The 12,576-nt window shown below is 73.4% G+C and carries 12 protein-coding genes; 3 read left to right on the top strand and 9 right to left on the bottom strand.

Annotation, left to right across the window (positions count from 1 at the left end; genetic code table 11):
• Window positions 1-119: 119 nt before the first annotated feature.
• The 3 genes from ACZ4W9_RS39950 to ACZ4W9_RS39940 form a co-directional block, all read right to left on the bottom strand.
• Window positions 120-506, bottom strand: coding sequence for a VOC family protein (locus ACZ4W9_RS39950; RefSeq protein WP_467944157.1), 387 nt, complete (start codon window positions 504-506; stop codon window positions 120-122).
• A gap of 85 nt (window positions 507-591) precedes the next feature.
• The gene (locus ACZ4W9_RS39945; RefSeq protein ID WP_467944156.1) at window positions 592-2,178 is read right to left on the bottom strand and encodes an amidohydrolase; all 1,587 of its coding nucleotides are present in this window, start codon (window positions 2,176-2,178) and stop codon (window positions 592-594) included.
• Between the two features lie 26 nt (window positions 2,179-2,204).
• Window positions 2,205-3,665: an APC family permease gene (locus ACZ4W9_RS39940; RefSeq protein ID WP_467944155.1), complete on the bottom strand. Its 1,461-nt coding sequence runs from the start codon at window positions 3,663-3,665 to the stop codon at window positions 2,205-2,207.
• Between the two features lie 221 nt (window positions 3,666-3,886).
• Here ACZ4W9_RS39940 and ACZ4W9_RS39935 point away from each other — a divergent pair, with 221 nt between their 5' ends.
• The gene (locus ACZ4W9_RS39935) at window positions 3,887-4,495 is read left to right on the top strand and encodes a TetR/AcrR family transcriptional regulator (protein WP_467944154.1); all 609 of its coding nucleotides are present in this window, start codon (window positions 3,887-3,889) and stop codon (window positions 4,493-4,495) included.
• Window positions 4,496-4,590: 95 nt separating this feature from the next.
• Here ACZ4W9_RS39935 and ACZ4W9_RS39930 read toward each other — a convergent pair whose 3' ends face one another.
• Window positions 4,591-5,787: an ABC transporter substrate-binding protein gene (locus ACZ4W9_RS39930; RefSeq protein ID WP_467944153.1), complete on the bottom strand. Its 1,197-nt coding sequence runs from the start codon at window positions 5,785-5,787 to the stop codon at window positions 4,591-4,593.
• 275 nt (window positions 5,788-6,062) lie between these two features.
• Between ACZ4W9_RS39930 and ACZ4W9_RS39925 the strand changes: the two genes are divergently transcribed.
• The gene (locus tag ACZ4W9_RS39925) at window positions 6,063-6,191 is read left to right on the top strand and encodes a hypothetical protein (RefSeq protein ID WP_467944152.1); all 129 of its coding nucleotides are present in this window, start codon (window positions 6,063-6,065) and stop codon (window positions 6,189-6,191) included.
• 80 nt (window positions 6,192-6,271) lie between these two features.
• A complete protein-coding gene (locus ACZ4W9_RS39920; protein ID WP_467944151.1) occupies window positions 6,272-7,162 on the top strand; it encodes an SDR family oxidoreductase in 891 nt (296 codons plus the stop codon).
• An 11-nt stretch (window positions 7,163-7,173) separates the two neighbouring features.
• Here the strand turns inward: ACZ4W9_RS39920 and ACZ4W9_RS39915 are convergent, their stop codons facing one another.
• The 5 genes from ACZ4W9_RS39915 to ACZ4W9_RS39895 form a co-directional block, all read right to left on the bottom strand.
• Window positions 7,174-8,181 (bottom strand): phosphotransferase, encoded by a 1,008-nt coding sequence (locus tag ACZ4W9_RS39915; protein ID WP_467944150.1) that lies wholly within the window; start codon window positions 8,179-8,181, stop codon window positions 7,174-7,176.
• A 73-nt stretch (window positions 8,182-8,254) separates the two neighbouring features.
• The gene (locus tag ACZ4W9_RS39910) at window positions 8,255-9,100 is read right to left on the bottom strand and encodes a carbohydrate ABC transporter permease (RefSeq protein WP_467944149.1); all 846 of its coding nucleotides are present in this window, start codon (window positions 9,098-9,100) and stop codon (window positions 8,255-8,257) included.
• Window positions 9,097-10,119: a carbohydrate ABC transporter permease gene (locus ACZ4W9_RS39905; RefSeq protein ID WP_467944148.1), complete on the bottom strand. Its 1,023-nt coding sequence runs from the start codon at window positions 10,117-10,119 to the stop codon at window positions 9,097-9,099. Before ACZ4W9_RS39905 ends, ACZ4W9_RS39910 begins: the two co-directional genes overlap by 4 nt.
• Window positions 10,116-11,414 carry an extracellular solute-binding protein gene (locus ACZ4W9_RS39900; RefSeq protein ID WP_467944147.1) on the bottom strand — a complete coding sequence of 433 codons (1,299 nt, stop codon included), beginning with the start codon at window positions 11,412-11,414 and terminating at the stop codon, window positions 10,116-10,118. Before ACZ4W9_RS39900 ends, ACZ4W9_RS39905 begins: the two co-directional genes overlap by 4 nt.
• A 171-nt stretch (window positions 11,415-11,585) precedes the next feature.
• Window positions 11,586-12,359 carry a polysaccharide deacetylase family protein gene (locus ACZ4W9_RS39895; protein WP_467944146.1) on the bottom strand — a complete coding sequence of 258 codons (774 nt, stop codon included), beginning with the start codon at window positions 12,357-12,359 and terminating at the stop codon, window positions 11,586-11,588.
• Window positions 12,360-12,576 lie beyond the last annotated feature (217 nt).

Genomic DNA, 12,576 nt, shown 5'->3' with positions numbered 1-12,576 from the left:
GAGGTCTTCTTTCCTTTTGGGGGGGGGTTTCTGGGTCAAAAGGGGCAAGTTCTCCCACCCCCCGGTCGTCCCGCGGGGGGCCCGGTACTGGCCCCCCCCCCCGCCTCGGGACGCGCCGGCTACGCGGGGCTGCCGTACGGGCGCGTGATGATCTCCAGGCCGTGTCCGGCGGGGTCCTTGAAGTACACGCCCCGGCCGCCGTCGTGCCGGTTGATCTCGCCCGGCAGCCTGCCGTGCGGATCCGCCCAGTAGGTGATCCCGGCCGCCCGGATGCGGGCGAAGGCCGCGTCGAACTCCTCCTCGGAGACGAGGAAGGCGTAGTGCTGCGTGACGATCGACTCCGGCGGGATCGCGGCGAAGTCCAGGGTGACTCCGTTGGCGGTGCCGACGGGGACGAACGGTCCCCACTCGGTGCCGACCTCCAGGCCCAGGACGTGGGCCAGGAACTCGGCGGACTCCCGGTTGTCCCGGGCGTGGACGATGGTGTGGTTCAACTCGACTGACATGGGTGGAATGCCTCCGAGGGCAATCTCACGGGCACCTCCATGCCTCACCCGGACGGTGACCGACACGCGATGCCGTACGGCGATCCTACCGGCTCGGACCCACCGGCCCCCGGTGGGTCACCCGCCCACCGGTCACCGTCAACACCACCGGGGCATCGGTGAGTTCGTCGCCGGGCGCGTGCACCGGGTCGACGGCCAGCGCGGTCAGGTCGGCGCGCAGGCCGGGCGCGATCCGGCCGGCGACGGCGGACTCCCCGGCGGCCGCCGCCGCATGGCTGGTGCAGCCCTCCAGCGCCTGCGCCGCGGTGAGCCCCGGCCGGTGCGCCGCGGCGCCCTTGGGGCGGCGGGCCGTCGCCAGCACCGCCCGCACGTCGTAATGCGCGATCGGCCAGTCCGAGCCGAGGGCGACCGTGGCCCCGGCCTCCCGCAGGTCGCGCAGCCGCCAGGCGCGGGCGGCCCGGTCGCCGCCCAGCCGGCGCGACCACTCGTCGGTGCCGTCGTCACGGGTGTAACCGGTGTGCGGCGGCTGCAGCGAGGCCGCGACCCCCAGCTCGGCGAACCGGGGCAGCAGTTCGTCGGGCGCGGTCTCGATGTGCTCGATCCGGTGCGCACCGTGTCCGCCCGGCCCCAGCGAGGCCACCGTGTCCAGGACGTGCCGTACGGCCGCGTCCCCGATGGCGTGCGTGGCGGTGCGCACCCCGGCCGCGTGCAGGGTGCGGACGGCCTCGGCGTAGGCGTGCGGGTCCGGCCAGAACGCGTCGGTGCCCTGGCCGTGGCAGTCGGGATGCTCCAGCCAGGCCGTGCCGCCCTCCACGGTGCCGTCCATGAAGAACTTGACCCCGCCGACCACCCAGTGCCGCCCGCCCCGCCCCTGTGCCGCGATCAGCTCCCGCAGGGCCTCCGCGTCGGCGCCCGGCATGCACCACGGCGCGAACCGCAGCCGCACCGGCAGCACCGTCTCCCGGGCCACCGCGTCCACCAGCTCCAGGTCCCCGCCGTCCATCACATGGGCGCCGGTCAGCCCGGTCGCGGCCATGGCGGACAGCAACTCCAGCAGCCGCGCCCGCCGTTCACCGTACGAGGGCCGGGGGACGACATCGGCCACCAGGTCCATCGCCGCGTGCTCGACCAGATGCCCGGTGGGCCGGCCCGAGGCGTCGCACACCACCTGGGCACGCTGGTCGAAGGCGCGCGGTCCGGCCACCTCGGCGGCGGCCAGCGCGGGGCCGTTGGCGAGGGCGGAATGGCCGTCGTAGAGGCGCAGGAAGGCCGGGGTGCCGCCCAGCACGTCCGCCACCAGTTCGTGGTGGACCGGGCGGCCCTGGAACGCGTTGTGGTCCAGTCCGTAGCCGATCACCCAGCCCTCGGTCCGCTCGGCACGGGCGAGTGCCGCGCGCAGTCCGGCCAGGTCCGTCACGCCGGACAGATCGGTGCCGGCCGCCATGTCGAGGCCCCACACCGGGTGGCTGTGCGCGTCGGTCAGGCCCGGCACCACGTGCGCGCCGTGCAGGTCGACGACCTCGGTGCCGGGGCCGCGCCAGTCCCGGACGTCGTCCGCCGTCCCCACGGCGGCGATCAGCCCGTCGCGCAGGGCGACGGCCGTGGCGGTGGGCCGGGCCGGGTCGAGGGTGCGGATCCGGGCACCGGTGAGGACGAGATCGGCAGCGGGCATGCCGGGAACTCCCATACTGAAGAGGGTCATTCGGAGGGTTCGGTGCCGAACGTGGCGTACACGTCCGGACGGTTGCGGCGCAGCCACCACGCCAGCGGCAGGCCGAGGGCGAAGACGACGGGCGCCGCGGCGACGAGCACGACGTTCACGGCCCGGGGCGCGGAGGTGAACAGGTCGATGTGGGTGACCACCAGCACGATCGCGGCCGCCAGCAGGACGGCGGCGAGGACCGGCGCCACCACCGTGCGCACCCGGCCCTCGGTGTGCCGTACCCGCCGGAAGTAGCGGAACACGGCGGCCGCGGCCAGCAGCTGGAGCAGCAGCAGGCCGATCATTCCCGGGGTGTTCACCCACAGCAGGAGCTGCTGGTACGGGTCGGCGCCGGCGGCCCAGAACGCGAGGACGACCACGGCGCCGAGGGCGGTCTGCGCCAGGCCCGCGAGGCAGGGGGAGCGGTGCCGGGGATGGACGCGGCCGAGCCGGCGGGGCAGCACGCCCTCCTCGGCCAGGGCGAGCGCGTAGCGGTTGATGGCGTTGTGGAAGGCGAGCAGCGAGGCGATGACGCTGGTGACGATGAAGACGTGCATCAGGCCGGCCGCCCAGCCGCCCACATAGGTGGTGATCGCGGTGAAGAAGAGGCCGGCCGGGTCCTGCCCCGCGGCCTGGACGACCCGGTCGTCCCCGAACGCCTGGACGGCGATCCACACGACGAACGCGTAGAACAGGCCGAGGAAGCCCACGGCCGCGTAGGTGGCGCGCGGGACCGTGCGCGCGGGGTCGCGGGCCTCGCGGCGGTAGATGACGGTCGACTCGAAGCCGGTGAACGCGGCGAACGCGAAGGCGAGCACGGCCGCCGTGCCCGGCACGAACACATGGGCCGGGGCGAGCGAGGACAGGGAGAGGCCGTGCGCGCCGCCCCGCACCAGCACCCCGCCCGCGAGCAGCACGAGTATCCCGGTCTCGGCGACCAGCAGCACCCCGAGGACCTTGGCGCCGAAGTCGATCGAGCGGTAGCCGCCGTAGCCGATCAGGACGAGGCCGGCCAGGGAGACCGGCAGCCAGGGCACGTCGGTGCCGAACAGGGCGTGCAGGGTGTCGCGGGTGGTGCTGGCGAGCAGTCCGTAGACGCCGATCTCCATCCCGTTGTATCCGACCAGGGCGAGCAGGGCGGCGCCGATCCCGGCCGGACGGCCGAGACCCCGGGTGATGTACGCGTAGAACGCGCCGCCACTGGTGACGTGGCGGCTCATGGTGGTGAAGCCGACGGCGAAGACGGCGAGGGTCAGCCCGGCCAGCAGATAGCCGACGGGCGCGCCGACGCCGCCCAGCAGGATGGCGAGCGGGGCGACCCCGGCCATCACGGTCAGCGGCGCGGCGGCGGAGACGACGAAGAAGGCGATGTCGGCCGTGCCGAGGGTGCCGGACCGGAGGCCGGGCGCGTCGGACGGCGCGTCCTCCTCCGGGAGTTCGGTGGTGCTCACGGACATGCGGGAGGCCCTTCTGGCAGCGGAGGGGAGGGGATCCCGGTGGTGGGGCAGCCGGGTTCGCGGGCGCCGGCGGGCGCGGCCGGGGTGGGCCGTCCGCGTCGGCGTCTCACGGGAGCACGACGGGATGGCGGGCGCCCGGAGCCGTAAACCTAAAGGCTTTCGGTTTCCGCAATGTAACCTGCCGTTGGGCATCCGGGAAGACCTCAGGGGGAACGCTGACCATGGGACGGCCGCGCACACCGCTCCTCGACCGCGAGCGCATCACCGCCACCGCGCTCCGGCTCATCGACGAGACCGGTGACTTCACCGTGCCGCGGATCGCCCGCGGGCTCGGCGTGCAGACCGGCTCGGTGTACCACCACGTGGACGGCCGCGACGGCATAGTGGAGCTGCTGCGCGAACGCGTCTGCGCCGCCATCGACCCGGCCACCCTGGACCTGACCCCGTGGGACGCGGCCATGGAGGCGTGGGCGCGCTCCTACCGGGCCGCGTTCGCCGCCCACCCCCGGGTGATCCCGCTGCTCATGACCTCGCCCGTCCGCGCGCCCCGGGTCCTCGCCCAGTACGAACGGGCGGTGGGCCTCCTGCTCGAGGCCGGCTTCGACCCGGCCGCGATCATGCCGCTGATCGCCGCCCTGGAGAACCTGGTGCTGGGCTCGGCCCTCGACCTGGCCGCCCCCGAGGCCATGTGGGAACTGGCGGACGGCGCCCCCACCCCGCGCCTGGCGGAGGCCCTCGCGGCGACGGGCGACGGCCGCGCCGACCGCGCCTTCGAGGTGGGACTGACGGCCTTCCTGAACCACGCGCGGGCCCTGCGGGAGAGCCGGTAGCCGCGCCGGGGGGCGGCAGGCGGCGGAGTCCGCCTGCCCGGGCGGCGGCCCCGGCCCCGTCCACGCCGGGCGCGGGGCAGGACCGCCGCGTTCGCTCAGCGGGCCGGGACCAGGTCCCCGGTCAGCGGGACCTCCGGGTGGCCCGTGTTGTCCACCACGGCCAGGCGGGGGCCGGCCGGCCCGGGGTGCCACTGGCCGCCGGCCAGGGGCAGCAGTGCGACGTTCGGGGTGGGACCGGACGTCCAGTCCAGCGGGCCCGCGATGGTGTCCAGGCGGGTGCGGGCGACGGCGTCGGCGACCGAGGCGCGGTCGGCCGGGTCGGCGGCCGTGGCCAGGGCGTGGTGCGCGGTCTCCAGCAGGGCGTGCGCGAGCCCCAGCGGCTGGAGCCAGGACGCGCCGGTGTCCTCCTCGAAGGCGCGGGCCAGCTCGGCGCACGTGCTGCCGTCCAGGCTGGAGCGGTGGGGGTGGCCGGGGCTCCAGTAGACGAGCGTGGCCACCCGCGCGTCACCCAGCTCGGCGTGCACGTCGGGGGCGGGGCTGGTGTGGGTGTGCGGGTAGGTCAGCCAGCGTGAGCAGGTGATCAGCCGGGGCCGCGCTCCCGCCTCGCGGACCTGGCGGTGGAAGAGGGCCAGGTCGGTGGCGGTGGACGCGCTGGTGACCAGGTCGGCGCCGTGCTCGCGCAGACGGTCGGCCTGGGCCCGCAGATCGGTGGCCGGCTCGTGGTAGGCGCCGAGGTCGGTCAGCGTGTGGCCGCGTCCGGACAGCGCCGGCCGGAATCCGTACCGCTCGTCCCGCAGCAGCCGGCCCTGGAGGTCGTCGTTCCACAGGCAGCCGACGGCGGCCCGGGGCGTGATCCGCTCCCACATCCCGGCGAAGACCCGGGCGATGTCGTCCAGGCCCCAGGCGAAGTGGTACGTCCACCGGAACCGGTGCGCGGGATCGGCACCCCGGGCCCGCACATACGCCTGCCAGGGGAACGCGGCCGACACACACGGCACCCCCGCCTCCTCGCAGGCGTCGGCGACGGCGGGCAGCACCCGGGTCCCGGCCATGGTCAGCACGACCTGGGCACCGTCCTCGTCCGCCAGGTCCCGCACCGCCTGCCGGGCGGCCCCGGGCTCGGAGCGGCTGTCCCGCACGGCCAGGGCCACCTCGTGGCGCCGGCCGCCGTTGCGGACGTGCGCGAGGCTCGGCGCCAAGGCGCGCAGGACGTAGGAGAGCGGGGCTCCGAGCGGGGCCAGCCGCCCGGTCAGGGGAACGACGACACCGATGCACAGGGGAGCGGGAGCCATGGTGCTGTCCTTCACGTGGTTGCCTGCCGTGCGGTACCGGATCACCGGGGACAACGACGAAGCGGGACATCGGCTTCGGTCCCGGCCGGGTGAAAGGACCGCGCGACGGGCGTCGGCTGTACGAGTTTCCCAGTACCGCCAGTAACATGATCACCTAGTTCCGGGTGTACCAGTCAGTCAACTAGGCGCCGTCCGAGGACGCGCCCTGCCCGGAGAAGTCCATGTCATCTGTCAATGACGCGTTGGAAAACGCGCGCTTCACCTACGAACAGCACATGAACACGTGCCGTCAGTGCCGTGCCGATGCCGCGCCCTGCGCCGTGGCCAAGCACCTGCTGCGCCTCTACAACCTCGCCCGCCGGGACGCCCTGCGCGCCGCCGGCCCGGACGCTCAGGGCGTCTGACCGGCGGAAAAGCCTTTTAACCCGCCGCGAAACGGGAACCCGGCCGCCTGTCCCGTCCGCGAGAGACACAGGAGGCCACAGTGACGGACCAGCACGGTGACCGGACCGATCCGGTCACCCGGCACCCCCGCCCCGACTTCCCCTCCCAGGAACAGCCCCACCCGGGCTGGACCGGCCCCATGGACCCTCCGCCCGACCACGGCGAGGAGTCGTACCGGGGCGCCGGCCGGCTCGACGGCCGCGCGGCCGTGATCACGGGAGGGGACTCCGGGATCGGGCGGGCGGTGGCGCTCGCCTTCGCCCGCGAGGGCGCCGACGTCCTCTTCACCCACCTCGCCGAGGAGGCGGACGAGGCGCGCGAGACCGCCCGGCTGGTCGAGGACGCGGGCCGCAAGGCGGTCGCCGTGTCCTGCGACATCAGGGACGAGGACAACTGCCGCTCCCTGATCGCGCGGGCGGTCGACGAGTTCGGCCGCATCGACGTCCTCGTCAACAACGCCGCCTACCAGATGGCCCAGCCGGACGGCATCGAGGCGATCAGCACCGAGCAGTTCGACCGGGTGATGCGGACGAACCTGTACGGCATGTTCTGGCTGACCAAGTTCGCCCTGCCGCACATCCCGGCCGGCGGCTGTGTCATCAACACCACGTCCGTGCAGGCGTACCAGCCCAGCCCGCCCCTGCTGGACTACGCGATGACCAAGGGGGCCATCGTCACGTTCACCCAGGGGATGGCCCAGATGGTCGCCGAGCGCGGCATCCGGGTCAACGCGGTCGCGCCGGGCCCGGTGTGGACCCCGCTGATCCCCGCGACCATGCCCGACACCGCCGAGTTCGGCAAGCAGAGCCCGCTCGGCCGCCCGGCCCAGCCCGCCGAGCTGGCCCCCGCCTACGTCTATCTCGCCTCGCCGCAGGCGAGTTACATCACCGGCGAGATCCTCAACGCGACCGGCGGCACCCCGCTGCCCTGACCGGCGGCCGTTCAGTCCCCGAAGGGCGGCTCGGCCAGAAGCTCGCACAGCCACTCGGCGCTCTCCGCCGCTCCCGGCGCGGCACCGGGGGCGGCGGGGAACATGCGGCCCCACGAGGCGGCCCGGCCCAGGGCGGCCAGCCGCCAGGCGAGGTGCGCCGCGCGCCGCAGCCGCACCGTCGTGCGGCCGTTGCCCGTCCACGGCTCCAGATAGGCGTCGAGCAGCCGGGGCAGCACCCCGGGCCCGTACCGGTCGCGGGCCCGCTCGGCGGGGACGCGCAGGCTGCAGAACGGGTGGGTGACGGCGGCGTCCCCCCAGTCGAAGAAGGTGAACCGGCCCGGCGCCGGCCGGAGCAGCTGGCCGTCGTGCAGATCGGCGTGGTCGAGTGTGTCCGGGATGCCCGCGGCGGCCAGTTCGGCGCACCAGTCGGCGAGCCGGGGCCGCAGGGCCGTCAGCCGGGCGCGGTCCTCCGGGCCCAGCACGGGATTCGCGTCGAGCAGCCGGTCGAACACCCCGGGCAGGTCCCGGGTCCGCGCGGAGGGCACCCCCAGCCGCTCCATCTCGGCCGCACGCGCCGCCAACTTGTGCTGCATGCCCGCGTACTGGCCCAGCAGCGACTCCCACTCGCGCGGATCGACCGGCTCGCGGTCGAGCACGGTCCGGAACAGCTGCCCCCCGTCCGGGAGCAGCGACCAGCCGCGACCGGCGTCGACGGCCAGGGGCTCGAGCACGTGGCCTGGCACCCAGCGGGCCAGGGCGGCGGTCAGCGGGCCCTCGAACGCGGCGCCCGGCGGATTCGCCTTGAACCAGACGGTCCGCTGCCCGGTGACGGGCACCCGGACGAGCACCGACCAGGGCCGCAGCCGCACCCGGAGCGTGCCGTCCACGCCGAGTCCCCGCTCGGCGAGGTGCCCGCCCACCCAGTCCAGTACCGCGGCCCGCCACGACTCCCGCTCCCACGGAGTCACCGCGTCCGGGTAGGCACCCCGGTCCACGACCGCCATGTCATCGTCTCGCATCACCCCATCCCACCAGCGCGGATGACGGTGTGGCCAGCGCTTTTACCGGCGGCCGGCGGCCGGCGGGCGCCGGTCAGTCCTTCACGGCCCCGCCCAGGCCCGACACCAGCCGCCGCTGGACCAGCACGAAGAAGACCAGGACCGGGATCGTCATCACCGTGGACGCCGCCATGACACCGCCCCAGTCCGGGTCGTCGGGCTTGTAGAAGACCAGGAGCGCCATCGGCAGGGTCGACTGCGAAGTGTCGCTGATGATGAAGGACTTGGCGAACAGGAAGTCGTTCCAGGCGGAGATGAAGGAGAACACGCTCGTGGCCACCAGGCCCGGCAGGACGAGCGGGAGCAGGATCCGCCACAGGAACCGCGCGCGGCTCGCGCCGTCGAGGTACGCGGCCTCCTCCAGGGACTCCGGGACCGCCCGCACGAACCCCCGCAGCATCCACACCGCGAACGGCAGCGAGAAGGCGATGTGCGGCAGGATCAGCGAACCCAGCGTGTTCAGCAGGCCGAAGTCCCGCATCAGGAAGAACAGCGGGATGGTCAGCGCCTCCACCGGCACCATCTGGGCCACCAGGAACATGATCAGCAGGGTGGTCCGGAAGCGGAACCGGAAACGCGTCACGGCGGTCGCGGCGAGGAACGCGATCAGCGCGGAGGCGAGGACGACACTCCCCGCGACGAGGAGGCTGTTGAGGAAGTACCGGCCGAAGTCGTGCTGTTGGAACACGCGCCGGAAGGAGTCCAGCGTGGGGGAGGACGTCCAGGGCCGCGGCTCGGTGGACTCGATCTCCCCGGCCGGTCTGAGGGCGCCGAGCACCATCCAGTACAGGGGGAAGGCGACGACCGCGGCGACGAGGAGCGCGCTCGCCTCGGCGGCCAGCCGCCAGGGGCGCCGCACCCGAAGTCGTGGAAGAGTCACAGTTCCTCCCCCTGGCGCCGCAGCAGCCGCAGATACCCGAGTGTGACGGCCAGCAGGAGCAGCAGCATCACGACACCGATCGCCGATCCGAGGCTGTACTGCGAGGACGCGAACGCCTTCTGGTAGGCGTAGACGTTCAGGACCAGGTTCTGCCCGGCGATGCCGCCGCCGCCCGTCATCACGTAGATCTGGGTGAACACCTTGAAGTCCCAGATCACCGACTGGACGGTGACGATGCCCAGGATCGGCCGCAGCATCGGCGCCAGCACCGAGCGCCAGATCCGCCACTGCGAGGCGCCGTCCAGGGCGGCGGCCTCCAGCACCTCGCCGGGTACGGCGCGGATGCCGGCGTAGACGGTGATCATCACGAACGGGAAGGAGCACCACACCACTTCGAGCAGCACCAGCAGGAACGCGCTGTAGCGGCCGTACGTCCAGGAGAAGTCGCCGAGCCCGAGGAGGCGGTTGACCGGTCCGAAGTCGGGGTCGAAGAGGAACAGCCAGACCGTGGAGCCGGTGATCGTCGGTGTCGCCCACGCCCCGAGCGCGGCCAGCAGCAGGGCGAGCCGGGGGACCGCGCGGACCCGGGTGAGCAGGACGGCGAGCGCGCAGCCCACCGCCAGGGTGCCGATCACACAGGCCGCCGCGAAGCCGACCGTGGCCAGCAGCACCTGCCCGAACTGGTCGTCGGCGAACAGGTCGGTGTAGTTGCCCAGGCCCCGGAAGCGGGTCGGTTCGCCGCCGCTGACCTGGGCCTGGGTGTACTCCAGGAACGAGATCAGCCCGAGCTGGTAGACGGGGTAGACCAGCAGTCCGCCGAGGACGACGAGGGCGGGCGCGAGATAGAGCCAGGGGGTCCAGCCGCCGCGCGGGCGCGGTCCCCGGTGCCGCTTCGGGGGCGTGGGAGCCTTCCCCGCGCCGGTCCGGCCCCGCCCCGTGGCCGGCGTACGGCCGTGCCGGGCGGCGGCCACCGCGGCGCCGCCTTCCGGCACGGGTGCCGCGTGCGTCGTCCGCCTCATCCCGCGGACCCGAACGCGTCGTCCATCTTCTTCGCCGCGTCCGCCGAGGCGTCCGCCACGTCCTTCCGGCCGCTGACGATCTCCTGGAACATGGTCGGCAGCACCAGCGAGGAGTCGATCTGCGCCCAGGCGGGTGTGACCGGCACGAACCTGGTGCCGGCGGCGAGCGTGTCGACGAACGGCTTCACGAACGGCTCCCTGGCGGCGGCCTGTTCGCGTACGTCCGTGAAGGTCGGCAGGAAGCCCATCGCGTCGAAGAGCCGCCCCTGCGTCCTCTTCGAGGCGAGCCGCTTCATCAGGTCCACGGCGAGCGTGCGGTGCGAGGTGCTCTTCAGCACACCGATGTTGTTGCCGCCCGCGAAGGCCGGAGCGATCGAGCCGGACTTCACGCCGGGCAGCGGAACCACCGCGTACTTCCCCTTGGCCTTCCCGGCGTCCACGGCGGCGTGGCTGAAGTCCCCGCCGATCGCCATGGCGGCCTTGCCCGCGGCGAACGCGGTCACCGTGTCGTTGCCCGTCATGCTCGCGCACTTGGCGGCGGGGCAGTTGTCGTCGCCGAAGAGGGAGGTGTACGCCTCGATGCCCTTGCGGGCGGCGGGGCCGGCGACCGCGGAGGCGTACGCACCGCTCTTCTCGGTGGCCAGGTCACCGCCGTTGGCCCAGAGGAACGGCAGCGCGCCGTAGGTGTAGGCACCCCCGACGGCGAGGCCGTACAGATCGGGGCGCGCGGCGCGGACCCGCTTCGCGGTGGCGATCAGCTCGGCCTGCGTTCCCGGTACGCGCAGCCCGAGTTCGCGGAAGACGTCGGTGCGGTAGTACAGCGCCCGGATCCCGACGAAGTACGGCGCCCCGTAGACCTTGCCGTCCACGGTGACCGAGCGCCGGGCCGTGGGGTCGGTGTCCCGGGACTCGTTCCAGGCGTCGAACTCCCGGGTGACGTCGGCGAGTCCGCCGTCCTTCACGTACCCGGCGGTGTCGGTGTTGCCGTATTCGATGACATCCGGCGCGGACTTCGGGTCGTTGAAGGCGGCCTTGACCCGCTGGGCCCGGGTCTCGACCGGGATGTACTCGACGGTGACGTCGGTGCCCCGGTGCGCCTTCTCGAAATCGGCGAGGACCGCGTCGACGACGCGCTGCTTGGGCTGGTTGTCGACCTCCTGGAAAAGCCAGACGCGCAGGGTGCCGGTCTTCTCGTCCTTGCCGGAGGAGGAGGTGCCGGAAGTCTGGGGAGCGCAGGCGGTGGCCAGGACGGCGGCGAGCGCGGTGAACCCGGCGAGACGGACGGACAGCTTCATGTACTGCTCCTCCGATGAGGCGTTGCAACATGCGCAATGCTGGTTTCGCTGTGCACAACGCCTCGGAGGCTAAAGGCTGCGTTCACACGCCCACAAGAGGTCTCCACCACTCTGTGACCACCCGACGCACACCGTGCAACGCCCAAGCGGACAAAGCTCCCGAACGGTACGTCAGCGCACCGGGAAACCGAAGGAGTACCCCTGCTCCTTCAGCCACGGCAGCAGGGCGCGCAGCGCCACGACCGTCTGCGAGCGGTCGCCGCCCGCGTCGTGGAAGAGGATCGTGGGGCCGTTGGCCAGCTGGCCCTTGACGGTCGCGATGATCGCCTCGCCGCCCGGCCGCTCGAAGTCCTTGGAGTCGACGTTCCAGCCCAGGGGCCGCATCCCGTGCGAGGCCGCCAGCTTGCGGCTGTACGGGGTGAAGGCGCCGCCCGGGGCCCGGTAGTACATCGGCCGCACCCCGCCCGACGCCTTGGTGATCTGCCGCTCCGCGTCGACGATCTGCCGCGCCTGGTAGGACTCGGACTTGTGGTCCATGGCCGTGTCGTGCGCCACCGTGTGGTCGCACAGCCGGTGACCGGCGGCCACCACCTGGCGCACCAGGTCGGGGTGGGCCTCCGCCTGGGGACCGACCATGCAGAAGGTCGCCTTCACGCCGTTGTCCCGCAGCAGCCGGAGCACCTGCGGGGTCCAGACCGGGTCCGGGCCGTCGTCGATGGTGATGTTGACCGCGTGCGCGCCCCCGTCGGAGGCGTGGACTATGGACGGGGACACGGGTGCCGCCTTCGGCGCGGCCTGCCGGGCGGAGGCCTCCGGCGCGGCCGGTCCGCCGCCGCTCTGCCCGGCCTGCGCCGTCCACACCGAGGTGACGGCGGCCACCGCCGTCACCCCGACCGCCGCCGCGATCACCCGGCCGTACCAACCCCGTCCGCCGTGCCGTGCCATGTCCGCCCCGCCCCCTGGTGTGTCCGTTGTGCCGATCGGTTTCCGTGCACCTGGCAGGACGGCGGGAAACGATCACGGGATCCGTCTGTTACGGATCACGGACAATTCCGGGGCGCTTTGGCGACAGTCGCCCGGGGGGGGGGGGGGGGGGGGGGGGGGGGGGGGGTATCACACGAAGCACGACGGGGGGAGGGGGAGCGAGCAAGATAGCAAGGAG

It is taken from the genome of Streptomyces sp. NPDC029296, from assembly GCF_055569255.1.
The sequence above is the reverse complement of the archived record's forward strand: the minus strand, read 5'-3'. Positions and strand labels throughout refer to the sequence as shown.